The organism is Pseudomonas inefficax (genome assembly GCF_900277125.1).
GTDB classification, from domain to species: Bacteria; Pseudomonadota; Gammaproteobacteria; order Pseudomonadales; family Pseudomonadaceae; genus Aquipseudomonas; species Aquipseudomonas inefficax.
In genome coordinates this window covers 89,372-113,634 of the sequence record NZ_OPYN01000187.1, presented here as the reverse complement: position 1 = coordinate 113,634, position 24,263 = coordinate 89,372, and the positions used below count along the sequence as shown (strand labels likewise).

General features: G+C 62.2%; 21 protein-coding genes and 5 tRNA genes. 17 read left to right on the top strand and 9 right to left on the bottom strand.

Going from position 1 to position 24,263, the window contains the following annotated elements; all coding sequences use genetic code 11:
• The first annotated feature begins 10 nt into the window (after nt 1-10).
• The 6 genes from aruF to astE all read left to right on the top strand — a co-directional run bounded on the left by aruF (nt 11) and on the right by astE (nt 6,298).
• Complete coding sequence (aruF, locus tag JV551A3_RS23305; protein WP_133974500.1) at nt 11-1,030, top strand: arginine/ornithine succinyltransferase subunit alpha; 1,020 nt, start codon at nt 11-13, stop codon at nt 1,028-1,030.
• A 78-nt stretch (nt 1,031-1,108) separates the two neighbouring features.
• Entirely contained in the window at nt 1,109-2,137 is a 1,029-nt protein-coding gene (gene astA, locus JV551A3_RS23300; RefSeq protein WP_133974498.1) for an arginine N-succinyltransferase, read from the top strand.
• A gap of 1 nt (nt 2,138) precedes the next feature.
• Nucleotides 2,139-3,602: a succinylglutamate-semialdehyde dehydrogenase gene (astD, locus tag JV551A3_RS23295; protein ID WP_133974496.1), complete on the top strand. Its 1,464-nt coding sequence runs from the start codon at nt 2,139-2,141 to the stop codon at nt 3,600-3,602.
• A gap of 23 nt (nt 3,603-3,625) precedes the next feature.
• Complete coding sequence (gene astB / locus JV551A3_RS23290; RefSeq protein WP_133974494.1) at nt 3,626-4,975, top strand: N-succinylarginine dihydrolase; 1,350 nt, start codon at nt 3,626-3,628, stop codon at nt 4,973-4,975.
• Nucleotides 4,976-4,989: 14 nt separating this feature from the next.
• The gene (locus tag JV551A3_RS23285) at nt 4,990-5,280 is read left to right on the top strand and encodes a topoisomerase II (protein WP_003256592.1); all 291 of its coding nucleotides are present in this window, start codon (nt 4,990-4,992) and stop codon (nt 5,278-5,280) included.
• A gap of 10 nt (nt 5,281-5,290) precedes the next feature.
• A complete protein-coding gene (gene astE / locus JV551A3_RS23280) occupies nt 5,291-6,298 on the top strand; it encodes a succinylglutamate desuccinylase (RefSeq protein WP_133974492.1) in 1,008 nt (335 codons plus the stop codon).
• A 20-nt stretch (nt 6,299-6,318) separates the two neighbouring features.
• On the opposite strand, the gene JV551A3_RS23275 is transcribed toward astE, so the two are convergent.
• On the bottom strand, nt 6,319-7,593 hold the full coding sequence (locus tag JV551A3_RS23275) for a M91 family zinc metallopeptidase (protein WP_133974490.1): 1,275 nt from the start codon (nt 7,591-7,593) through the stop codon (nt 6,319-6,321).
• Between the two features lie 265 nt (nt 7,594-7,858).
• Here JV551A3_RS23275 and alaS point away from each other — a divergent pair, with 265 nt between their 5' ends.
• The 8 genes from alaS to mgtE all read left to right on the top strand — a co-directional run bounded on the left by alaS (nt 7,859) and on the right by mgtE (nt 14,757).
• Nucleotides 7,859-10,483 carry an alanine--tRNA ligase gene (gene alaS, locus JV551A3_RS23270; RefSeq protein WP_133974488.1) on the top strand — a complete coding sequence of 875 codons (2,625 nt, stop codon included), beginning with the start codon at nt 7,859-7,861 and terminating at the stop codon, nt 10,481-10,483.
• Between the two features lie 83 nt (nt 10,484-10,566).
• A complete protein-coding gene (locus JV551A3_RS23265; protein WP_133974486.1) occupies nt 10,567-11,802 on the top strand; it encodes an aspartate kinase in 1,236 nt (411 codons plus the stop codon).
• 166 nt (nt 11,803-11,968) lie between these two features.
• Complete coding sequence (gene csrA / locus JV551A3_RS23260) at nt 11,969-12,157, top strand: carbon storage regulator CsrA (RefSeq protein WP_003254503.1); 189 nt, start codon at nt 11,969-11,971, stop codon at nt 12,155-12,157.
• 72 nt (nt 12,158-12,229) lie between these two features.
• Nucleotides 12,230-12,320 (top strand) — tRNA-Ser (locus tag JV551A3_RS23255).
• 106 nt (nt 12,321-12,426) lie between these two features.
• Nucleotides 12,427-12,503: transfer RNA gene (locus JV551A3_RS23250), tRNA-Arg, on the top strand.
• A 72-nt stretch (nt 12,504-12,575) separates the two neighbouring features.
• Nucleotides 12,576-12,652, top strand: a tRNA-Arg gene (locus JV551A3_RS23245).
• A gap of 72 nt (nt 12,653-12,724) precedes the next feature.
• Nucleotides 12,725-12,801, top strand: a tRNA-Arg gene (locus tag JV551A3_RS23240).
• Between the two features lie 513 nt (nt 12,802-13,314).
• Nucleotides 13,315-14,757 (top strand): magnesium transporter, encoded by a 1,443-nt coding sequence (gene mgtE / locus JV551A3_RS23235; protein WP_025340118.1) that lies wholly within the window; start codon nt 13,315-13,317, stop codon nt 14,755-14,757.
• 224 nt (nt 14,758-14,981) lie between these two features.
• Here the strand turns inward: mgtE and JV551A3_RS23230 are convergent, their stop codons facing one another.
• The gene (locus JV551A3_RS23230) at nt 14,982-15,308 is read right to left on the bottom strand and encodes an Arc family DNA-binding protein (RefSeq protein WP_012273554.1); all 327 of its coding nucleotides are present in this window, start codon (nt 15,306-15,308) and stop codon (nt 14,982-14,984) included.
• 345 nt (nt 15,309-15,653) lie between these two features.
• On the opposite strand from JV551A3_RS23230, the gene phnN reads away from it, so the two are divergent.
• Entirely contained in the window at nt 15,654-16,247 is a 594-nt protein-coding gene (gene phnN / locus JV551A3_RS23220) for a phosphonate metabolism protein/1,5-bisphosphokinase (PRPP-forming) PhnN (protein ID WP_133974482.1), read from the top strand.
• A 111-nt stretch (nt 16,248-16,358) separates the two neighbouring features.
• Nucleotides 16,359-16,435 (top strand) — tRNA-Arg (locus JV551A3_RS23215).
• 59 nt (nt 16,436-16,494) lie between these two features.
• On the opposite strand, the gene JV551A3_RS23210 is transcribed toward JV551A3_RS23215, so the two are convergent.
• From JV551A3_RS23210 to JV551A3_RS23185, 6 genes are all read right to left on the bottom strand, one after another.
• Complete coding sequence (locus tag JV551A3_RS23210) at nt 16,495-16,821, bottom strand: AzlD domain-containing protein (protein WP_133974480.1); 327 nt, start codon at nt 16,819-16,821, stop codon at nt 16,495-16,497.
• Nucleotides 16,818-17,552 (bottom strand): AzlC family ABC transporter permease, encoded by a 735-nt coding sequence (locus tag JV551A3_RS23205; RefSeq protein WP_133974478.1) that lies wholly within the window; start codon nt 17,550-17,552, stop codon nt 16,818-16,820. Before JV551A3_RS23205 ends, JV551A3_RS23210 begins: the two co-directional genes overlap by 4 nt.
• Before the next feature lie 450 nt (nt 17,553-18,002).
• Nucleotides 18,003-19,382 (bottom strand): dihydrolipoyl dehydrogenase, encoded by a 1,380-nt coding sequence (gene lpdA, locus JV551A3_RS23200; protein ID WP_133974476.1) that lies wholly within the window; start codon nt 19,380-19,382, stop codon nt 18,003-18,005.
• 2 nt (nt 19,383-19,384) lie between these two features.
• Nucleotides 19,385-20,656, bottom strand: a complete 1,272-nt coding sequence (locus JV551A3_RS23195) for a dihydrolipoamide acetyltransferase family protein (protein WP_133974474.1) — start codon at nt 20,654-20,656, stop codon at nt 19,385-19,387.
• The gene (locus JV551A3_RS23190; protein ID WP_112253125.1) at nt 20,657-21,715 is read right to left on the bottom strand and encodes an alpha-ketoacid dehydrogenase subunit beta; all 1,059 of its coding nucleotides are present in this window, start codon (nt 21,713-21,715) and stop codon (nt 20,657-20,659) included.
• Between the two features lies 1 nt (nt 21,716).
• A complete protein-coding gene (locus JV551A3_RS23185; RefSeq protein WP_112253124.1) occupies nt 21,717-22,949 on the bottom strand; it encodes a 3-methyl-2-oxobutanoate dehydrogenase (2-methylpropanoyl-transferring) subunit alpha in 1,233 nt (410 codons plus the stop codon).
• 198 nt (nt 22,950-23,147) lie between these two features.
• On the opposite strand from JV551A3_RS23185, the gene bkdR reads away from it, so the two are divergent.
• Complete coding sequence (gene bkdR / locus JV551A3_RS23180; RefSeq protein ID WP_012273540.1) at nt 23,148-23,633, top strand: Bkd operon transcriptional regulator BkdR; 486 nt, start codon at nt 23,148-23,150, stop codon at nt 23,631-23,633.
• Nucleotides 23,634-23,686: 53 nt separating this feature from the next.
• Here bkdR and JV551A3_RS23175 read toward each other — a convergent pair whose 3' ends face one another.
• Entirely contained in the window at nt 23,687-24,247 is a 561-nt protein-coding gene (locus JV551A3_RS23175; protein WP_133974473.1) for a hypothetical protein, read from the bottom strand.
• Between the last annotated feature and the right edge of the window lie 16 nt (nt 24,248-24,263).

Here is a 24,263-nt window from a genome sequence, read left to right as displayed (position 1 = left end):
GAGTGACACCATGCTGGTGATGCGCCCCGCGCAAATGGCTGATCTGAACGAAGTGCAGCGCATGGCTGCAGACAGCCCCATTGGTGTCACCTCGCTGCCGGACGACACCGCTCGTCTGGGCGACAAGATCGCCGCATCCGAGACTTCCTTCGCCGCCGAGGTCAGCTTCAATGGTGAAGAAAGCTACTTCTTCGTGCTCGAGGACAGCGAAACCGGCAAGCTGGCCGGTTGCTCGGCCATCGTCGCTTCGGCCGGCTACTCCGAGCCGTTCTACAGTTTTCGTAACGAGACCTTCGTGCACGCCTCGCGCGAGCTGAAGATCCACAACAAGATTCACGTTCTGTCGCTTTGCCATGACCTGACCGGCAACAGCCTGCTGACCAGCTTCTATGTGCTGCCGGAACTGGTGAACAGTGGCTGGGCCGAGCTCAATTCGCGTGGCCGCCTGTTGTTCATGGCCGCTCACCCGGAGCGTTTCGCCGACTCGGTAGTGACCGAGATCGTCGGCTACAGCGACGAGCAGGGTGAATCGCCGTTCTGGGATGCCATCGGCCGCAACTTCTTCGACCTCAACTACGCCGACGCCGAGCGCCTGTGTGGCCTGAAAAGCCGCACCTTCCTCGCCGAACTGATGCCACATTACCCGATCTACGTGCCGCTGCTGCCTGACCTGGCGCAGGAAGCCATGGGGCAGGTGCACCCTCGGGCGCAGATTACCTTCGACATCCTCATGCGCGAAGGCTTCGAGACCGAGCACTACATCGACATCTTCGATGGTGGCCCGACCCTGCATGCGCGTACCTCGGGTATCCGTTCGATCGCCCATAGCCGGGTGGTGCCGGTCAAGCTCGAGGACGCCCCGGTCAAAGGTGGGCGCCCGTACCTGGTGTGCAACGGCCAGTTGCAGGACTACCGCGCGGTGCTGCTGGAGCTGGACTGGGTGCCGGGCAAACCGGTCAGCCTGAGCCTGGCAGCTGCCGAGGCGCTGGGGGTGGGCGAGGGTGCCAGCGTGCGTCTGGTCGCGGTCTGAGGTCTGGCAACAGACGTTTCGGGATTGATGCGTTAGAAGAGTTTCGCGCCGGCCGCCGCCGCCGCAAAAGGAGATAGCATGATCGTTCGTCCTGTACGCAGCAGCGATTTGCCTGCGTTGATCGAATTGGCACGCAGCACCGGTACCACCGGGCTGACCACGCTGCCGGCCAACGAAGAGCGCCTGGGGTATCGCGTTGGCTGGGCGGAGAAGAGCTTCCGCGGCGAAGCCGAGCGTGGCGACACCGACTACCTGTTCGTGCTGGAAAACGACGAAGGCATGGTGGTGGGCATCAGTGCCATCGCCGGTGCCGTCGGCCTGCGCGAGCCTTGGTACAACTACCGTGTCGGCCTGACCGTCAGCGCCTCGCAGGAGCTGAAGATCTACCGTGAAATCCCCACCCTGTTCCTGGCCAACGACCTGACCGGCAACTCCGAACTGTGCTCGCTGTTCCTGCGCAGCGACTACCGCTCCGGCCTCAACGGCCGCCTGCTGTCGCGGGCGCGCATGCTGTTCATCGCCGAGTTCCCCGAGCTGTTCGGCAAGAAGATCATCGCCGAAATGCGCGGCATGTCCGACGAGCAGGGGCGCTCGCCGTTCTGGGAAAGCCTGGGCCGGCACTTCTTCAAGATGGAGTTCAGCCAGGCCGACTACCTCACCGGCGTGGGCAACAAGTCGTTCATTGCCGAACTGATGCCGAAGTTCCCGCTGTACACCTGCTTCCTCTCCGAGGCGGCGCGCAACGTTATCGGCCGCGTGCACAAGGACACCGAGCCGGCGCTGGCCATGCTCAAGCAGGAAGGCTTCAACTACCAGGGCTACGTCGACATCTTCGATGCCGGCCCGGCCATCGAGTGCGACACCGACAAGATCCGCGCCGTACGCGAAAGCCAGACCCTGGTGCTGGCCGTGGGCACACCGGGCGATGACGCCACTCCTTACATCATTCACAACCGCAAGCGCGACGACTGCCGCATCACGGCTGCACCTGCGCGGTTGGCTGCCGGTACCTTGGTGGTCGACCCACAGACGGCCAAGCGTCTGCGCATGGGTGCCGGCGACAACGTGCGCGCGGTGCCGCTGTCGGCAAGCCGGGAGGCCAAATAAAATGACCACGCATTACATCGCAGGCAACTGGCAGGCCGGCCAGGGCGAAACCCTGCAATCGCTCAACCCGGTGACGCAAGCCGTCGTCTGGGAGGGGCAGGGTGCCGACGCCAGTCAGGTGGATGCTGCCGTGCAGGCTGCGCGTCAGGCCTTCCCGGCCTGGGCGCAATTGAGCCTGGAAGCACGTATCGATGTGCTGGAGAAGTTCGCCACGCAACTGAAAGCACATGCCGAAGCCATGGCCCAGTGCATCGGCGAGGAAACCGGCAAGCCCCTGTGGGAGTCGGCGACCGAAGTCACCAGCATGATCAACAAGGTGGCGATCTCGGTGCAGAGCTACCGCGAGCGCACCGGCGAAAAGAGCGGCCCGCTGGCCGATGCCACGGCAGTGCTGCGGCACAAGCCCCACGGTGTGGTGGCGGTGTTCGGCCCGTACAACTTCCCCGGCCACTTGCCCAACGGCCATATCGTGCCAGCGTTGCTGGCGGGCAACTGCGTGGTGTTCAAGCCCAGTGAGCTGACGCCCAAGGTCGCCGAACTGACCGTCAATTGCTGGATTGCCGCCGGGCTGCCGGCGGGTGTGCTCAACCTGGTGCAGGGCGCGCGCGAAACCGGTGTGGCGCTGGCCGCCAACCCGGGTATCGACGGCCTGTTCTTCACCGGATCGAGCCGTACCGGCAACCTGCTGCACCAGCAGTTCGCCGGCCGCCCGGACAAGATCCTGGCCCTGGAAATGGGCGGTAACAACCCGCTGGTGGTGGATGAGGTCAAGGACCTGGATGCGGCGGTTTACACCATTATCCAGTCGGCGTTCATCTCCGCTGGCCAGCGCTGCACTTGCGCCCGTCGTCTGCTGGTGCCGCAAGGCGCCTGGGGGGATGCGCTGATCGCGCGCCTGGTCGAGGTGAGCCGAACCATCACGGTCGGTGCGTTCGACCAGCAGCCAGCGCCGTTCATGGGCTCGGTGATTTCGCTGCAGGCTGCGCGGGCGTTGATTGCGGCTCAGGCCGAACTGGTCGCCAACGGGGGCGTGAAACTGCTGGAAATGACCCAGCCGCAGGCCGATGCCGCGCTGCTGACCCCGGGCATTGTCGATGTCACCGCCGTGGCCGAGCGCCCGGACGAAGAGTTCTTCGGCCCGCTGCTGCAGGTGGTGCGCTATGCAGACTTCGATGCTGCCATCGACGAGGCCAACAACACCCAGTACGGCCTGGCCGCCGGCTTGCTGTCCGACTCCCGTGCTCGCTACCAGTACTTCTGGCTGCGTAGCCGCGCCGGCATCGTCAACTGGAACAAGCAACTGACTGGTGCCGCCAGCAGTGCGCCGTTCGGTGGTGTGGGCGCCAGTGGCAACCACCGCGCCAGTGCCTATTACGCAGCCGATTACTGCGCTTACCCCGTGGCTTCGCTGGAGACCGCCAGCCTTGCCTTGCCGGTGACCCTGACGCCGGGCATTACCCTATAACAACAGGTCACGGAGCCTAGCCGATGAAATCCTTCGAAGTGAATTTTGATGGCCTGGTGGGGCCTACCCACAACTATGGCGGCCTGTCCTACGGCAACGTGGCTTCGCAGAGCAACAGCCAGCAGGGTTCCAACCCGCGCGAAGCCGCGCGCCAGGGCCTGGCGAAGATGAAAGCGCTGGCCGACATGGGCTTCAAGCAGGGCGTGCTGGCGCCGCAGGAGCGCCCGGATGTGGCCGCACTGCGCCGCCTGGGCTTCAGCGGCAGCGATGCCGAAGTGATCCAGCGTGCCGCCAAGGAGGCCATGCCATTGCTGGTGGCCAGTTGCTCGGCCTCGAGCATGTGGGTGGCCAACGCCGCCACGGTCAGCCCCAGTGCCGACACTGCCGACGGCCGCGTGCACTTCACTGCTGCCAACCTCAACTGCAAATACCACCGCAGCATCGAGCACCCGACTACCAGTCGCGTGCTGGGTGCCATGTTCAGCGACGCCAAGCATTTTGCCCACCACGAGGCACTGCCTGCGGTGGCACAGTTCGGTGACGAGGGTGCTGCCAACCACACGCGTTTCTGCCGCGCCTATGGCGAGGCCGGTGTGGAGTTCTTCGTCTACGGCCGCAGCGCCTTCGACAGCCGCTACCCGGCGCCGCAGAAGTACCCGGCCCGGCAAACCCTGGAAGCCTCCCAGGCCGTGGCCCGGCTGCATGGCCTGAGCGATGACGGCGTGGTCTACGCTCAACAGAACCCGGCCGTGATCGACCAGGGCGTGTTCCACAACGACGTAATTGCGGTGGGCAACGGCGAGGTGCTGTTCTACCACGAGGACGCTTTCCTCGAGACCGACGCGGTACTTGGCCAGCTGCGAGCTAAACTGGCCAGCAAGGGTGGCAACTTCCACGCCATCTGCGTGCCGCGGGCAGCGGTGACGGTGGAGGATGCGGTGCGTTCCTACCTGTTCAACAGCCAGCTGCTCAGCCGTGATGACGGCTCCATGCTGCTGGTGGTGCCGGAAGAGTGCCGCAACAACGAGCGGGTCTGGGCCTATCTGGGCCAGTTGACCAGCCAGGGCGGCCCGGTGAAGGAGGTCAAGGTGTTCGACCTCAAGCAGAGCATGCAGAACGGCGGTGGGCCGGCTTGCCTGCGTTTGCGCGTGGCTTTGAAGGAAACGGAACTGGCAGCCGTCAACCAAGGCGTTATCATGACCGCCTCGCTGTACGACACCCTGCTGCAGTGGGTCGACAAGCATTACCGCGATCGCCTTGGCGAGGCGGACCTGGCCGACCCGCAATTGCTGGTGGAATGCCGTACGGCACTGGACGAACTGACCCAGATCCTGAAGTTGGGCTCGGTGTATCCGTTCCAACGCCAACCTTGAAGAGAGACTTTGCAATGACCGACGCCCTGCGCCTTATCTTGGAAGATGAAGACGGCACCCAGCTGGAAACTTCCTGCACCCGCTTTGCCGTGGTCTGGCAAGGCAAGGAAGTGTGGATTCAGCAGGATGGTCGTGGCCAGCTGCTGATTGGCGTGGATGTCGAGGAAGACGACACCGAGTACGCCAACCTGCTGCTGCGCCCGATGGCCACCAACCTGGTCAGCCTGCAGCTGGAAATGGAACCAGCCGAGGTCGGCGAAGACGACGATCACGTCCATGGCCCCGACTGCGGCCACCATCACTAAGGAAGTACCTATGCTCGCCCTTGGCAAATTGCTTGAGCTGACCCTCACCGATCACGAACCGGCCGAGAAGACCCAAGTGACAACCAAGGGCGCGCGTTTGCGCTGGCTGGGGGAGGGCGCGCTCGAAGTGCGCCCGGCCGAAAGCGAGGATTGCGGGCTGGACTTGCTGTTGTCCGCCGGCATCCACGGCAACGAAACGGCACCGATCGAATTGCTCGAGCGGCTGCTGCATGGCGTGGCCAACGGCAAGATCAAACCCAGGGCCCGGGTGCTGTTCCTGTTCGGCAACCCGGCAGCGATCCGCAAGGGCGAGCGTTTCATCGAGCAGGACATCAACCGCCTTTTCAACGGCCGCCACGAGCTGTCCAGTGGCTTCGAGGCATTGCGTGCCGCCGAGCTGGAACAGTTCGCCCGGGTGTTCTTCAGCAAGCCAGAGCGCAACCGCCTGCACTACGACCTGCATACGGCCATCCGCGGCTCGAAGATCGAGCAGTTCGCCTTGTACCCTTATAAAGAGGGGCGCAAGCATTCCCGTCGCGAACTGGCGCGGCTGGCGGCGGCGGGCATGGAGGCGGTTTTGCTGCAGAGCAAGTCGTCGATTACCTTCAGCGCCTTCACCTACGAACAGCTCGAGGCCGAGGCCTTTACCTTGGAGCTGGGCAAGGCCCGCCCGTTCGGCCAGAACGAGGAGGTCAACCTCGACAAGCTGGAAGAGCGACTGATCCAGATCATTGAAGCCAACGAGCCAGACGGCGAGGGCTCGCTGGACGGCTTGCAGCTGTTCAGCGTCTCCCGCGAGATCATCAAGCACAGCGACAGCTTCCACCTGCACTTGCCGGCGGATATCGAGAACTTCTCCGAGCTGAGCAAGGGCTACCTGCTGGCCGAGGACCTGGCCGAGACGCGCTGGGTGGTCGAGGAGGAGGGCGCGCGCATCATCTTCCCCAACCCCAAGGTCAGGAACGGCCTCAGGGCGGGGATCCTGATCGTACCCGACTCCGGCCAGCACCTGGGCTGAGCTTGAGTCATCGGTGCAGGTCACGGTCGTGTGCGCAGCTCCAGTTGTAACGCCCGACGCAGCCCGTTTTCAGTGAAGTCGGATGGGTTGGTGTTCAGCAGGCTGCTGCCGAAAGTGAACTTGCAGTCGGTGGGTAAGCCGATGCTTTGCAGCAGCAGGTTGTCCACCGGGTAACTGCCATTTTTGCCTTCAACCTCCGTCTGGCCTGGGAAGACGGTGCCTGTCATCGAGTTCCAGCCTTGGCACAGGCAGCGGTACAGGTCGAGCAGTGGCAGCTGTGCGGACGTCGACCAGTTCGGGTTGTAAGCCAGATCGCCGCCGCTATAGCCCCAGCTGCTACGAGTCTCGTCGATGATGAAATGGCCTTCCTCCTCATCCTCCTCCTTGTCACTTGGCGTATAAGTGGTGAGTTGGTGTCTGAGCGCTTCAGTCACTATGATCGGGTTTCCGGACTGTCCGGCTTTGTCATCCAGGCCCGCCAGGAGCGCTTGACCGCAGGGTAACTTGCGCATCAGCACCAGCGCATCCTCGACTGCTTGGCGGAAACCTTCGTCACCGCTCGCTTGTACGCCGACGCTGCCCAGAGCGCGATGTTCGGCCGCTACCGCCTGCGTCAGCTGTGCATCGTTTTCCGAATTGCGATACAGCGCGCTCATGGAGGAGGCATGGCCGAGCAGGCAATGACCGGTGACATTGACAATCGCGTCACCTTTGTCGACCAGTACCGGACCGCTTCCGACCAGAATCTGATGCGTGCCTGTATGGGCATCGATATGCACGATGCCTGCACCTGTCTCGATTGTGTTGCCGGTCCCTATCATGTCGATCAACACTGTCTTTTTCACCTCTTCGGTGATGACAACGTGGTGATTGCCGTCCGTGAGACGAATGGCGATGGCTTCGGCGGTCCCCGCGGCGACCATGAAGACCGCATCGTTGATCGTCACTTCCAGCAAGCACTCCCTGGCAGCGATCCGCACGCGCTTTTGCTGCTCGCCCGAACGCAGGGCGCGCGGGGCTACATTGAACACCAGCAACTCGCTGTTTTGCGTATTGCGGCGATAGCGGCGCCCCAATGGATAAGTGCGCTCCAGGGTGATTCGCACATTCGGGTCGGCCTGGATGTACTTGACCTCGGTCTGCTGCTGAGGGTGTTCGGCGTTGTTGAAGGCGGTCTGACCATAACCCGCTTGCCGAGCGTCGATGTAGTAGACCGGCCGCCGATTGACCAGGGTGGCATCATGGGGCAGGGGGTGCGGGTCTGAGTGGAGTTTGGACAGGTTAAGCTCAGGCATGGTGTGCTCCGGCATCAAGGTTGGGGAGGCAGCATCGGTAATGCCTGGGGGGCTCAGGTGTTGCTTATGTACAGCCTGGGTGAGCCCGCAGGTCGCTATTTCGGCCCTGGCCCTGTGCATGAACGGCTTTTCATCCGCCGATTGCCGTTCTGGTGTACAAACACACTGTATCTCCTGTGCAGGCTGGCTATAATGGCGCCCTTTGCCGTCGTTTCGTCGATTCGACGTATTAGCCCAAACGGCCGCCGTTTCCGTGGAAGAACCTATGAAAAGCGCAGAAATCCGTGAAGCCTTCCTTCGCTTCTTCGAAGAGCAGGGACATACCCGAGTCGCCTCCAGTTCGCTGATCCCGAACAACGACCCGACCCTGCTGTTCACCAATGCCGGCATGAACCAGTTCAAGGACTGCTTCCTCGGTGCGGAGAAGTGTGCCTACACGCGTGCCGTCAGCAGCCAGAAGTGCGTGCGCGCCGGTGGCAAGCACAACGACCTGGAAAACGTCGGTTACACCGCACGTCACCACACCTTCTTCGAAATGCTGGGCAACTTCAGCTTCGGTGACTATTTCAAGCGCGACGCCATTACCTTCGCCTGGACCTTCCTGACTTCGGAAAAATGGCTGAACCTGCCCAAGGAAAAGCTCTGGGTCACCGTCTACGCCACTGACGACGAAGCCTACGATATCTGGACCAAGGAAGTCGGCGTGCCGGCCGAGCGTATGGTGCGCATCGGTGACAACAAGGGCGCCCCGTACGCCTCCGACAACTTCTGGACCATGGGCGACACCGGCCCGTGCGGCCCATGCACCGAGATCTTCTACGACCACGGCCCGGACATCTGGGGCGGCCCACCCGGCTCGCCGGAAGAAGACGGCGACCGCTACATCGAGATCTGGAACAACGTCTTCATGCAGTTCAACCGCACCGCCGACGGCGTGCTGCACCCGCTGCCAGCGCCGTCGGTGGACACCGGCATGGGCCTGGAGCGCGTCAGCGCCGTGCTGCAGCACGTGCACTCGAACTACGAGATCGACCTGTTCCAGAACCTGCTGGCGGCCGCGGCCAAGGCCATCGGTTGCAGCAACGAGGGCCAGGCTTCGCTGAAAGTGGTTGCCGACCACATCCGTTCGTGCGGCTTCCTGATCGCCGACGGCGTGCTGCCGTCCAACGAAGGCCGTGGCTACGTGCTGCGCCGCATCATTCGCCGCGCCTGTCGCCACGGTAACAAGCTGGGCGCCAAGGGCAGTTTCTTCTACCAGATCGTTGCCGCGCTGGTCGCCGAAATGGGCGAGGCCTTCCCGGAACTGAACAGCCAGCAGGCGCACATCGAGCGTGTGCTCAAGGCTGAAGAAGAACAGTTCGCCAAGACCCTGGAGCAGGGCCTGCGCATTCTCGAGCAGGACCTGGCCCAGCTCGAGAGTGACGTGGTACCGGGCGACGTGGTGTTCAAGCTGTACGACACCTACGGCTTCCCGATGGACCTGACCGCCGACATCGCCCGCGAGCGCGAGCTGACCATCGACGAGGCCGGCTTCGAGCGCGAGATGGACGCCCAGCGTGAACGCGCCCGCTCCGCCAGCGCCTTCGGCATGGACTACAACAGCCTGGTCAAGGTCGACAGCGCCACCGAGTTCCTCGGCTACGAGGCCACCGAAGGCCAGGGCAAGATCATTGCCCTGTACAAGGACGGCCAGGCCGTAGACCAGCTGGGTGAAGGCGAGCAGGGCGTGGTCGTGCTCGACCGCACGCCGTTCTACGCCGAATCCGGTGGCCAGGTGGGTGACACCGGCTACCTGCAGGCCGGCGCCGCGCGCTTCGATGTGCGCGACACCACCAAGACTGGCGGTGCCTTCCTGCACCACGGCGTGGTTGCCAGCGGTGCGCTGGTGATCGGTTCACCAGTCGAGGCCAAGGTCGATGCCGATGTGCAGCACGCCACCTCGCTGAACCACTCCGCCACCCACCTGCTGCACGAAGCGCTGCGCCAGGTACTGGGCGAGCACGTACAGCAGAAAGGCTCGCTGGTGGATAGCCAGCGCCTGCGTTTCGACTTCAGCCACTTCGAGGCGGTGAAACCGGAGCAGATCAAGGCCCTGGAAGACATCGTCAACCGCGAAGTGCGCAAGAACACCGCAGTGGAAACCGAACTGACCGACATCGAAACCGCCAAGGCCAAGGGTGCCATGGCGCTGTTCGGCGAGAAGTACGGCGATACCGTGCGTGTGCTGAGCATGGGCGGCGATTTCTCGGTAGAGCTGTGCGGCGGTATCCACGCCAAGCGCACCGGTGACATCGCCCTGTTCAAGATCATCAGCGAAGGTGGCGTGGCCTCTGGCGTGCGTCGTATCGAAGCGGTCACCGGCGCTGCTGCGCTGGCGTACCTGAACGCTGCCGAAGAGCAGGTCAAGGAAGCCGCGCAACTGGTAAAGGGTAACCGCGACAACCTGATCGACAAGCTGTCGGCTGTGCTCGAGCGCAACCGCCAGCTGGAGAAGCAGCTGGAACAGCTGCAGGCCAAGGCCGCCAGCGCCGCCGGGGACGATCTCTCCAACGCGGCCGTTGAGGTCAAGGGTGCCAAGGTACTCGCCGCCCGCCTGGATGGGCAGGACGGCAAGGCCCTGCTGGCCCTGGTCGATCAGCTGAAGAACAAGCTCGGCCACGCAGTGATCCTGCTGGGCAGCGAGCATGAGGGCAAGGTCGTGCTGGTGGCCGGCGTGACCAAGGACCTCTCCAGCCAACTCAAGGCTGGCGATCTGATGAAACAAGCCGCTGCGGCGGTGGGTGGCAAGGGCGGTGGTCGTCCGGACATGGCTCAGGGTGGTGGCGTCGACGTCGCTGCACTGGACCAGGCCCTGGCGCTGGCCGTGCCATTCGCAGAGCAGGGACTTTGAGATGAAGGGGGGGATGGTCTAGTCGTCCCCCTTTCATGTTGGATTGTTTTTTGGGGCCCTGTATGGGCTGAGGCACCATTGAAATGGCGTTGATCGTACAGAAATTTGGCGGCACCTCTGTCGGTTCCATCGAGCGGATCGAGCAGGTAGCCGAAAAGGTCAAGAAACACCGTGAGGCGGGCGACGACCTGGTGGTTGTGTTGTCGGCAATGAGCGGTGAAACCAATCGCCTGATCGACCTGGCCAAGCAGATCACCGATCAGCCGGTTCCGCGTGAACTGGACGTGATCGTGTCGACCGGTGAGCAGGTCACCATTGCCTTGCTGGCCATGGCCTTGATCAAGCGTGGTGTGCCAGCGGTGTCCTACACCGGCAACCAGGTGCGCATCCTTACCGACAGCGCGCACAACAAGGCGCGCATCCTGCAGATCGACGACCAGAAGATTCGTGCCGACCTCAAGGAAGGCCGCGTGGTCGTGGTGGCGGGCTTCCAGGGCGTCGACGAGCACGGCAGCATCACCACCCTGGGCCGTGGCGGCTCCGACACCACCGGCGTGGCCCTGGCGGCTGCTCTGAAGGCCGACGAGTGCCAGATCTACACCGACGTGGATGGCGTATACACCACTGACCCGCGCGTTGTGCCACAGGCCCAGCGTCTGGAGAAGATTACCTTCGAAGAGATGCTGGAAATGGCCAGCCTCGGTTCCAAGGTGCTGCAGATCCGTTCGGTGGAGTTCGCCGGCAAGTACAACGTTCCGCTGCGCGTGCTGCACAGCTTCAAGGAGGGTCCGGGTACCCTCATTACCATTGATGAAGAGGAATCCATGGAACAGCCGATCATTTCCGGTATCGCCTTCAACCGTGATGAAGCCAAGCTGACCATTCGCGGCGTGCCGGACACCCCGGGCGTGGCCTTCAAGATCCTCGGCCCGATCAGCGCCTCGAACATCGAGGTCGACATGATCGTGCAGAACGTAGCCCACGATAACACCACCGACTTCACCTTCACCGTACACCGCAACGAGTACGAGAAGGCGCAGAGCGTGCTGGAAAACACCGCCCGCGAAATCGGTGCCCGTGAAGTGATCGGCGACACCAAGATCGCCAAGGTCTCGATCGTCGGCGTCGGCATGCGTTCGCACGCCGGTGTTGCCAGCCGCATGTTCGAAGCCCTGGCCAAGGAGAGCATCAACATCCAGATGATCTCCACCTCCGAGATCAAGGTTTCGGTCGTGATCGAAGAGAAGTACCTGGAGCTGGCCGTGCGCGCGCTACACACCGCGTTCGAGCTCGACGCTCCGGCACGACAGAGCGAGTAATACGCTGCCTGGAAGGGCGCGGCTTGCCGCGCCCTTCGCGTTTCTGCTCGCCGTGCAGGCCCTGTCCTGGCCTGTGCGGCGGGTAACCGGGGCCTGGTCGTCGTCCACGACCAGGCCGCGACACCAAAGACTGTTACCCCTGAATGTTTTGCGTAAGGAGAAAGCTATGTTGATTCTGACTCGTCGGTGCGCCGAGAGCCTGATCATTGGAGATGGCGAGATCACCGTGACGGTGCTCGGCGTCAAGGGCAACCAGGTGCGTATTGGCGTCAGCGCCCCGAAAGAAGTGGCTGTGCACCGCGAGGAAATCTACCTGCGGATCAAGAAAGAGAAGGACGAAGAGCCAAGCCTTTAATTTTTTTGAAGTTTTTTTCAAAAAAAGGGTTGCAAACGAGGAAGAGCCTGTTTAATATTCGCCTCGTGTTGCGGTGAGGTGGCCGAGTGGCCGAAGGCGCTCCCCTGCTAAGGGAGTATACCTCATAAGGGTATCGGGGGTTCGAATCCCCCCTTCACCGCCATTATTCGCTTAGGCCGCTGTAAACAGTAAGAACGCTAAGTAGTTGATTTTAAACGAAAAAGTTCTTGCAAAAATGTTTCAGCGACCTATAATGCGCGGCAAGACACGGACTCATAGCTCAGCTGGATAGAGTACTCGGCTACGAACCGAGCGGTCGGAGGTTCGAATCCTCCTGAGTCCGCCACTTTTTGAAGTGGCTTTGCTTGCAAGGCTGCTTCAAAGAACCAGTGGTAATCTGGTCTAAAACTACCATCGCGGACTCATAGCTCAGCTGGATAGAGTACTCGGCTACGAACCGAGCGGTCGCAGGTTCGAATCCTGCTGAGTCCGCCACTTTTTGAAGTGGCTCTGCTTGCAAAGGCGCTTCAACAAACCAGTGGTAATCTGGTCTAAAACTACCACCACGGACTCATAGCTCAGCTGGATAGAGTACTCGGCTACGAACCGAGCGGTCGCAGGTTCGAATCCTGCTGAGTCCGCCACACCAAATCAAGAAGCCCGCTCAATTGAGCGGGCTTTTTGTTTTTCTGCGCCAATGAATTGTTGGTGATGTCGATCTAAGCTCTCCGTAGATAGGTGTTTGGCTTGGGGCTGCTTTGCAGCCCATCGCGACGCAAGGCCGCTCCCACAGAAAGAGCACGGTCCCGTGTGGGAGCGGCCTTGTGTCGCGATGGGGCGCGTAGCGGCCCTCAAAATCGACCAAGCACCACAAACACATCCAGGCACATATCAAATGTGCTTTAACCGCCAGGCCCACCGTCGCACTGATAGCTTCGAGCGTTGTCCCAGCTTTATCACGCAAACGATTGTTCTGGCCAAAATTTTAAGCGATCTGACAGCTTTAGCAGTGTATGATTGCGCCCGTCAGCCCCGCCGGGGCTTGTGGAAAACCACCATGGACTTACCCAGTAGTTACTCGCTAACAAGATTCATACAGAAAGATCTGACCGATTGATTCTCCCGGCGTGCTCCGCTGCTGGGAGTGGAGTTCGCCTATGACTGAAGTAGAAGTAAAAAAAGCGCAGGAAAGCCTGCAGGACCGCCTGGCCCAGGTGGTCGAACTGCTGCAGCGCCAGCGCGTGGTCGAAGACCTGACCCACCGTCAGGAAGGCGCCCACAACGACCTGGTGGAAAACCTGGTCCACCGCCAGAACCTCGTCGAGCTGCAGCGCAAGCTCGATGACCTGCACCCCGCCGACATCGCCTATATCCTCGAAGCCTTGCCCCTGGAAGACCGCCTGACGGTCTGGCAGCTGGTGCGCTCGGATCGCGATGGCGACATTCTGCTGGAAGTGTCTGACGCCGTGCGGCAATCGTTGATCGCCGACATGGACGATCACGAGCTGCTCGCCGCAGCCAAGGAAATGGACGCCGACGAGCTGGCCGACCTTGCTCCAGAGCTGCCGCGTGACGTTGTTCACGAGCTGATGGAAACCCTCGATGCCCAGCAACGCGAGCGCGTGCGTTCGGCGCTGAGCTACGACGAGGAGCAGGTTGGTGCCTTGATGGACTTCGAGATGGTCACCATCCGCGAAGACGTCAGCCTGGAAGTGGTGTTGCGCTACCTGCGCCGCCTGAAAGAGCTGCCGAACCATACCGACAAACTGTTCGTGGTCGACTATGACGGTATTCTCAAGGGCGTATTGCCGATCAAGCGTCTGCTGGTCAACGACCCGGAGAAAAAGGTGGCGGAGGTCATGGCGACCGACCCGGTCTCCTTCCATCCCGAGGAAGATGCCTATGATGCGGCGCAGGCCTTCGAGCGTTATGACCTGGTATCTGCGCCGGTTGTGGACAAGAACGAACGCCTGATCGGCCGCTTGACCATCGACGAAATGGTTGACCTGATTCGCGAGGAAAGCGAAAGCGAAGTGCTGAACATGGCCGGTTTGCGCGAGGAAGAAGACATCTTCGCCTCGGTCTGGCGTTCGCTGCGCAACCGCTGGGCCTGGTTGGCCATCAACCTGATTACCGCCTTCGTTGCGTCGCGTGTGATCGGCCTGTTCGAAGGTTCGATCGAGAAACTGGTAGCCCTGGCTGCGCTGATGCCGATCGTGGCGGGCATTGGCGGCAACTCCGGTAACCAGACCATCACCATGATCGTGCGCGCCATGGCGCTGGACCAGGTGTCGCCGGGCAACACCAGCCGCCTGATGCGCAAGGAGCTGGCGGTATCGCTGCTCAACGGCCTGATCTGGGGCGGGGTGATCGGTGCGGTGGCGTTCTGGCTGTATGGCAGTTGGTCGTTGGGCCTGGTGATGACTGCGGCGATGACCTTGAACCTGCTGTTGGCGGCCTTGATGGGAGTATTGATCCCGATGACCCTGACACGCCTGGGGCGCGACCCGGCGATGGGCTCCAGCGTGATGATTACCGCAGTGACCGACAGTGGCGGGTTCTTCATCTTCCTCGGGCTGGCCACGCTGTTCCTGCTGTAACCGATTACCTCCAAACGCTGAGAGGTCCCTGTGGGAGCGGCCTTGTGTCGCGAAAGGGCCGCAGAGCGGCCCCGCAATTTCAGCGGCGCTGCACAAAATTCTGGGGCTGCTTCGCAGCCCTTTCGCGACACAAGGCCGCTCCCACAGAGATAGTGATCCCGCAGCGGTGATGAGCCCACAAAAAAGCCAGCTTACGCTGGCTTTTTCATGTTCGGCTGCAAACTTCAGGAGGCGTCGGTAGCCATTTCCACATCGTGAGCGATAAGGGCGACCAGCGCGTTCTGCTGGCGGTGAGACAGTTGGCGGAAGCGTTGCAGCAATTCGCGTTCATGCAGGGACAGTTCAGGGCTGTCCAGGCGCATGCTCAACTCGTCACCCAGCGCACCTTCCTGGATAAGGCTCTGTTCCAGGCGCGCGATGATTTCGGAGTTCATGCTGCGGTGATGGTTGCGCGCTACCTCGGCAATGCGCTCACGCATCCCGTCTGGCAGGCGGACGACGAACTTGTCAGCGGTGCGGCTCGAATAAATAGCCTGTTTCATTGGGCGCATATAAATTGACCGGATTTTGGTTCAGGGGAAGCGGTTCTAAAATTGGCCGCACGGGGTGGTAGTACGACCGTGGCGACGACGAAATGTTCAACCGTCTGTGAAAAATGGACGCTCATCTTGCCTCATGGTCGCCGTTTCCTTGGCGTCAATTCTGTGACAAATAGTGAGCCGGATAAAGGCTTTGTGCCAGTACCAATTATCAGAAATGAGTACTGGTTTGAAAAGTTTTACATGCCCCGGCTTGCCCAATCGTCAGACTTTTGCCGTCAAAAATTGGTGAAACGCAGCAAAAGACCGGGAAAAATCATAGAATGCGCCGGTTTCCTTCCATAGAGCATAGTGGCTATGCAACATGACGCAAGCGACCGCCAGTCAGGAACAGGCCGGTTGATCTATCTGGTAGGACCGTCGGGTTCCGGGAAAGATTCCCTGATTGACGCGTCTCGTGAGCGGCTGGCAGCCGCCGGGGTGCAAATCGCTCGTCGCGTCATTACCCGCTCGGCCGAAGCCAAGGGCGAAGCCGCCCATGGCGTCACATCCGAGCAGTTCGAGGCACTGCGCGCACAAGGTGCTTTCGCCATGCATTGGCAAGCCAACGGCCTGGATTACGGCATTCCAGTACAGGTGGACCAGTGGCTGGCGGCGGGCAGGGCGGTGCTGGTGAATGGTTCGCGGGCTTATCTGGCCGAGGCGCGCCGACGCTACCCGAACCTGTTGGCTGTGCTGGTCCAGGTCAGGCCCGAGGTGCTGCGCGAGCGCTTGCTGGCCCGCGGGCGGGAAAGCGCCGAGGAAGTAGAGCAGCGCCTTGCACGTAATGCACGCTTGCAGGCGCTGGCCGATCCATCGCTGCATGTGCTGGACAACTCCACCACCCTGGAAACCGCGGTCGCGGCATTGTTCGCGCTGCTGCGTGATGAGGGTGTGCTGCCACAGGTGTAGCATTGGCAGAAAAGGATTACGCGAAAAAGCCCGCTTGAGGCATGACAAACGCCAGCATGCTGGTTAACATGCTGGCCGTCCCGCTGTGCAGCGCTCGCTGCCGGCACTTGCGTCTCAGTAGCTCAATTGGATAGAGCATCCCCCTCCTAAGGGGAAGGTTGCAGGTTCAATTCCTGCCTGGGACGCCATTTCCCATCGCCCATGCCCTCTCACTGCCAGGGGCTGAGCTGGCGCTGCCGGTGTACTCCTACATCCCCAGATGCTTCAAGGCCCACAGCACTCCCATGCCCGCAATCAGCGTCAGCATCGTGCTGCGCGTACGCCACGCCACCAGCGCGGCGAGTATTGCCGCTGGTATCTGCGGGTTCATCCAGTCGAACCCCGCCTGCCGATCAGGAAACACCACGGCCGGCAGTACCAATGCCGCCAGCACGCTGGCCGGCACATACGTCAGGGCCCGGCGAAACAGTGGGGGGATGCGCAATACCGTGTGCAACTCGATGAACGACAGGCGAATGGCGAAGGTGCCCAGGCCGATCAGAATGAAGGTTATCCATTGGGTCGTTTCGCTCATGATGCTTCCTGCTCGGTATTGTCTTCTGCCGCGGTTCGCTGTTTTTGCCAGTTCTCGATGGCCAGCCCGGCGATGATGCCGCCCAGCGCGCCCGCCAGCAGGCCGAGGTTGTAGGGCAGGTTGGCGGCCAGCACGGCGAGCATGCCGCCGGTCAGTGCTGCGCCAAGCGTTGCCGCATTGCGAATGCCGGGTATCAACAGAGCCAGGAATGACAACGGAATGGCAAAGCCGAGCGACCATTCTTCAGGGATGCTCGCGCCCAGGTACATTCCCGCCAGCACCGAGAGATTCCAGCCGAAGAACATGGTGACTGCCGTACCGGCATAGTAGGGGTAGGCATACTGCCCCAGCCCGCCCGTACCCATCTTCAGCGTGCACAGGGCGAAGGACTGGTCTGACAGCATGTACGCCATCGGCCACTTTTGGCGGCGTGGCAGTTGGCCCAGGTGCGGGGCGAGGCTGGCGCTGTACATCAGGAAGCGCAGGTTGATCACCAGCGCGGTGACTACCATGGTCACTGGCAGGGCGGCGCTTTGCATCAACTGCATCACCACCATTTGCGCCGATCCGGAGTAGAACAGCAAGGTCATGCCGATGGCATCGGTTGGCGACAGGCCCATACCGATCGCCGTTACCCCGGTGATCAAGCCGAAGGGCACGATGCCGGAGGTCAACGGCAGGGCGCTGTGGGCACCTTGCCTGAACGCATGGCGCGCGCTTGGATACGGCATTTGAAATCCTTGAAAGTGTGCAGACGGTCAAGGGCGGCACGTCCACGTTGATGCGCGCAACAGTTGGCCACAACGTGATGCTTGCGCACAAGTTCGTTGCCCCTGGGCCGGGTTTTTCCCTGTACTCGCCAAGGGCAACCAGGTGGTTGCTGCCGTGGAGGAGCGCTGTTGTAGCTGGCTTGAGCACCCTCAAGCCAAGAACGCTCTAGCCGAGTAGTTCTCGATCATTGTGGGAGCGGCCTTGTGTCGCGAAAGGGCCGCAAAGCGGCCCCAGGGCTTTTGCATCAGCGCAGATATTGATGGGGCTGCCTTGCAGCCCTTTCGCGACACAAGGCCGCTCCCACAAAGACCGCGCTGGCTTCAAGGGCTGGACCGCCGTAGGGCCTGAATGAAAAAAGACCCGCGGCGCCTGGGGCGCTGCGGGCCAAATCGGCCTTGGCCGCTTCAGTGTCAGATATGCAGGGCGTGGCCCAGGGCGCGCAGTGCCGCTTCCTGTACCGCCTCACCCAGTGTCGGGTGGGCATGGATGGTACCGGCCACGTCCTCCAGGCACGCGCCCATTTCCAGCGACTGGGCAAACGCCGTCGACAACTCGGAAACCGCCACGCCAACCGCTTGCCAACCCAGGATCAGATGGTTGTCACGGCGCGCCACCACTCGCACGAAGCCACTTTTCGATTCCAGGCTCATGGCCCGGCCATTGGCGGCGAACGGGAATTGCGCAACGATGCAGTCCAGCCCTTGCTGGCTGGCTTGCTCCGGGGTCTTGCCGACCACCACCACTTCCGGGTCGGTGAAACACACCGCGGCGATCGCACTGGGCTCGAAACGGCGTGCCTTGCCGGCGATGATCTCGGCGACCATCTCGCCCTGGGCCATGGCCCGGTGCGCCAGCATCGGTTCGCCGGTCACGTCGCCGATGGCCCAGACGTTACGCATGCTGGTCTGGCAGCGTTCGTCGATGGCAACGGCGGCGCCGTTCATCTTCAGGTCCAGGCACTCCAGGTTGAAACCTTGCGTGCGCGGCCGACGGCCCACGGCCACCAGCACCTGGTCGGCTTCCAGGCGCAGTTGGCCGCCCTGGCCATCCCGGGCCAGCAGACAGCCGCCTTCGTAACCCTCGACGCTGTGGCCCAGGTGCAGGGTGATGCCCAGCTTCTTCAGCGATTCTGCCACCGGGGCGGTCAGCTCGCTGTCGTAGGTCGGCAGGATGCGCTCGCGCGCTTCTACCACGCTGACCCGTGCACCCAGCTTGCGGTAGGCGATGCCCAGCTCCAGGCCGATGTAACCGCCGCCCACCACTACCAGGTGCTGCGGCAAGGTTTTCGGCGCCAGGGCTTCGGTCGAGGAAATGATCGGCCCGCCCAGCGGCAGCATCGGCAGTTCGACACTGCTGGAACCAGTGGCCAGCAACAGGTGCTCGCACTGGATGCGCTGGCCGTCGACCTCGACCTGCTTGCCGTCGAGCACCTTCGCCCAGCCATGGATCACCTTTACCCCGTGCTTTTTCAGCAGCGCGGCGACACCGGTGGTCAGGCGGTCGACGATGCCGTCCTTCCAGGCCACGCTCTGGCCAATGTCCAGGCGTGGCGAGGCGACGCTGATGCCCAGCTCCGACGGTCCGGCAAAGCGCGAGGTCTGGTGGAACTGCTCGGCCACGTGGATCAGCGCCTTGGACGGGATGCAGCCGATGTTCAGGCAGGTACCGCCCAGTGCCTGGCCTTCCACCAGCACGGTGGGGATGCCCAGTTGCCCGGCGCGGATGGCAGCCACGTAGCCGCCAGGGCCGCCGCCGATGATCAACAGGGTAGTCTGGATAGTCTGTTGCATGCTCACTCCACGAACAGGCAGGCGGGTTGTTCGAGCAGGCCGCGCACGGCCTGGATGAACAGCGCGGCGTCCATGCCATCGACCACGCGGTGGTCGAACGAGCTGGACAGGTTCATCATCTTGCGCACGACGATCTGGCCGTCGATCACCACCGGCCGCTCGACCATGCGGTTGACCCCGACGATCGCCACTTCCGGGGTGTTGACCACCGGCGTGCTGACGATACCGCCCAGGGCGCCCAGGCTGGTCAGGGTAATGGTCGAACCGGACAGCTCATCGCGGCTGGCCTTGTTGTTGCGGGCAGCGTTGGCCAGGCGCGAAATCTCGCCGGCATTGCTCCACAGGCTGCCAGCTTCGGCATGGCGCAGCACCGGCACCATCAGGCCGTTGTCACCTTGGGTGGCGATGCCCACATGCACCGCGCCATGGCGGGTGATGACCTGGGCTTCGTCGTCATAGGTGGCATTGATCTGCGGGAAGTCGCGCAGTGCCACGACCAGGGCGCGCACCAGGAACGGCAGCAGGGTCAGCTTGCCGCGGCTGTCGCCGTGCTTGCTGTTGAGTTGCTGGCGCAGGGCTTCCAGGGCGGTGACGTCGATTTCTTCCACATAGCTGAAGTGCGCGACCCGACGCTTGGCGTCCTGCATGCGTTGGGCGATCTTGCGGCGCAGGCCGATCACCGGCACCTGCTCGCTGTCGGTGCGCTTGGCATAGCCGCTCGGCGCTTGCCCGCCAGCGCTGTGTGGCTTGCTCATGAAGGCGTCGAGGTCTTCGTGCAGGATGCGCCCGGCCGGGCCGCTGCCATGCACGTAACGCAGTTCGATACCGGCATCCAGGGCACGCTTGCGCACAGCCGGCGAGGCCAGCGGCTTGTCGCCCGGCTGGCGCGGCACGATGGTCGCTGCCTCATGGTTGGCAGGCGCCTGGCATGCAGCGGGCTTCACTTCTTTCTGCGGTTCCGGCTTGGCGGCTACCGGAGCTGCCGGGGCCTCGACCGGCTTGGCGTGCGGCACGTCCACATGGTTGCCGCTGCCTTCCACTTCGATGCGGATCAGCTCGCTGCCGACCGCCATCACTTCACCGGGCTGCCCACCCAGGGCCAGCACCTTGCCGCTGACCGGCGAAGGGATTTCCACGGTGGCCTTGTCGGTCATGACGTCGGCCACAACCTGGTCTTCGGCGATCATGTCGCCGACCTTGACGAACCACTCGACCAACTCGACCTGCGCGATGCCTTCGCCAATGTCCGGCATCTTGATGACGTGCGTGCCCATTCAGACCTCCATGACCTTTTTCAATGCCGCACCTACCCGCGAAGGCCCTGGGAAGTAAGCCCATTCCTGTGCGTGGGGGTAGGGGGTGTCCCAGCCGGTGACGCGCTCGATCGGCGCCTCCAGGTGGTGGAAGCAGTGTTCCTGCACCAGCGACACCAGTTCGGCACCGAAGCCGCAGGTGCGGGTGGCCTCGTGTACCACCACGCAGCGGCCGGTCTTCTTCACCGATTCGACGATGGTGTCGAGGTCCAGCGGCCACAGGCTGCGCAGGTCGATCACCTCGGCGTCGACGCCGGTTTCTTCGGCGGCCACCTGGGCCACGTACACGGTGGTGCCGTAGGTCAGCACGGTCACGTCATTGCCGGGGCGGGTAATGGCCGCCTTGTCCAGCGGTACGGTGTAGTAACCGTCTGGCACGGTACTTTGCGGGTGCTTCGACCACGGTGTGACAGGACGGTCGTGGTGGCCATCGAACGGGCCGTTGTACAGGCGCTTGGGCTCGAGGAAGATCACCGGGTCATCGCATTCGATCGAGGCAATCAGCAGGCCTTTGGCGTCATACGGGTTGGACGGCATGACGGTGCGCAGGCCGCACACCTGGGTGAACATCGCTTCCGGGCTCTGGCTGTGGGTCTGGCCGCCGTAGATGCCCCCGCCGCAAGGCATGCGCAGGGTCAACGGCGCGATGAACTCGCCGGCCGAACGGTAACGCAGGCGCGCCATCTCGGAAACGATCTGGTCGGAGGCCGGGTAGAAATAGTCGGCGAACTGGATTTCCACCACCGGGCGCAGGCCGTAGGCACCCATGCCCACGGCAGTGCCGACGATGCCGCTCTCGGAGATCGGCGCGTCGAACACGCGCGATTTGCCGTACTTGTTCTGCAGGCCTTCGGTGCAGCGGAACACGCCGCCGAAGTAACCGACGTCCTGGCCGTACACGACCACATTGTCGTCGCGCTCGAGCATGACATCCATGGCCGAGCGCAGGGCCTGGATCATGGTCATGGTAGTGGTGGCCATGGCGGTTTCCGGGTTGATGCTGTTGTTGTGGTCGTTCATCTCAAACCCCCAGTTCCTGGCGTTGGCGGCGCAGGTGATCGGGCATTTCCTTGTACACGTCCTCGAACATCGAGGCGGCGCTCGGGATGTGACCGTTGGCCAGGGTGCCGTACTGCTCGGCTTCCTTCTGCGCGGCGATGACCGCAGCTTCGAACTCGGCAGTGGTGGCCTGGTGTTCTTCCTCGGACCAGTGGCCGATCTTGATCAGGTGCTGCTTCAGGCGGGCGATCGGGTCACCCAGCGGGAAGTGGCTCCAGTCATCGGCGGGGCGGTACTTGGACGGGTCGTCCGAGGTCGAGTGCGGGCCGGCACGGTAGGTGACCCACTCGATCAGGCTTGGGCCAAGGCCACGGCGGGCCCGTTCGGCGGCCCAGCGCGAGGCGGCATACACGGCGACGAAGTCGTTGCCGTCAACCCGCAGCGAGGCAATGCCGCAACCCACGCCACGGCCGGCGAAGGTGGTCGACTCGCCACCGGCAATGGCCTGGAAGGTAGAGATGGCCCACTGGTTGTTGACCACGTTGAGGATCACCGGGGCGCGGTACACGTGGGCGAAGGTGAGGGCGGTGTGGAAGTCCGACTCGGCTGTTGCGCCGTCGCCGATCCACGCCGAGGCGATCTTGGTATCGCCCTTGATCGCCGAGGCCATGGCCCAGCCGACCGCCTGCACGAACTGGGTCGCCAGGTTGCCGCTGATGGTGAAGAAACCGGCCTCGCGCACCGAATACATGATCGGCAGCTGGCGGCCCTTGAGCGGGTCGCGCTCGTTGGACAGCAACTGGCAGATCATCTCGACCAGCGACACGTCGCGGGCCATCAGGATGCTTTGCTGGCGGTAGGTGGGGAAGCACATGTCGGTGCGGTTCAGCGCCAGGGCCTGGCCGCTGCCGATGGCTTCTTCACCCAGGCTCTGCATGTAGAAGGACATCTTCTTCTGGCGCTGGGCGACCACCATGCGGCTGTCGAAAATCCGCGTCTTGAGCATGGCGCGCATGCCTTGGCGGAGAACTTGCGGGTCGATGTCTTCAGCCCATGGGCCTTGCGCGTCGCCTTGCTCGTCGAGCACGCGGATCAGGCTGTAGGACAGGTCCGCGGTGTCGGCAGCATCGACATCGACCGGGGGTTTACGGGCTTGACCTGCATCGTTCAGGCGCAGGTAGGAGAAATCGGTCTGGCAGCCTGGCCGGCCGGTAGGCTCGGGCACATGCAAACGCAGGGGGGCGTACTCGTTCATGCTTTTTACGCTCGCTCGGGTATTTGTTTTTGTGAGCTCTGAAGCGGCCGCCGCTGAGTACCGGCTTATGACTGGTAAGTCAGCGTCCCCTACATCTTAGTGGCCCGGCAGGAGAATTTTTCTCTCAAGTTGATTGCCTTTGTCGAGCGGGGCAGATAAACATTCCGCATAAACACAAAAAACCGGTGATTTTGTCTCATGCGCAAACTCGATCGTACCGATATCGGCATTCTCAACAGCCTGCAAGAGAACGCCCGCATCACCAATGCCGAGCTGGCACGCTCGGTGAACCTGTCGCCCACGCCCTGTTTCAACCGGGTGCGCGCCATGGAAGAGCTGGGGGTGATCCGCCAGCAGGTGACCCTGCTGTCGCCCGAGGCCTTGGGGCTGGATGTGAACGTGTTCATCCATGTGAGCCTGGAGAAGCAGGTGGAACAGTCGCTGCACCGTTTTGAGGAAGAAATTGCCGAACGGCCCGAAGTGATGGAGTGCTACCTGATGACCGGCGACCCGGATTACCTGCTGCGGGTGCTGTTGCCCAGCATCCAGGCGCTGGAGCGGTTTCTCGATTACCTGACGCGGTTGCCGGGGGTGGCCAACATCCGCTCCAGCTTTGCCTTGAAACAGGTTCGCTACAAGACAGCTTTGCCGCTGCCCGCCAATGGCATGACCTTGCGTGAGTGAGAGACATCCGTGTCGTCGATAGCGAGTTGGACACTCGGCCTTGCTGGAGAGTGTCAGGTCAATTGAATATCACGCAGCTGAAACGTAAGTACCTCGCCTACGCGCTCACTTGCATTCAGGAAACGCACCGGGCGCTGGTTGCTGGCGCTGGTCCACGTTCGGGCGACGCGGTGCCCAAAAGAATCACGAATATAAAACGGTATGCTTTCGGCGCTTTTCATATCGCCATCCCAATCCATCAATGGCTGCAGTTTCCATTCATCCTGCCCAAAGAAGCTGTCAGGGGGGAGTTTATTGATAATCTTGCCTACCACATTGCTGCCGTACAACCCCAGCCAGCCGTTGCGGTTCCTGCAGAGTCTGGCGCCTGCATAATCGCAGTCTTGCGCGCCGCGGATGGTGTAGATCCAGCGATGTTCATCCTGGCGGAGGAAGGTGAAATCAAACGCGACGTGTTTGAATCCAACGTCGGCATACTTTTCGCGCGCTATTTCGGTACACAGCCAACCGTCCTCGTCCAGGCTGGTGAACGGGTAGTCAGAGAAAGAGGCGTCAGCGATAACTACCTGCCCATAATTGCAATGGAGTTCGGCGGTAAAGTTGCGGTTGATCATGAGCATCTCCAGTCGT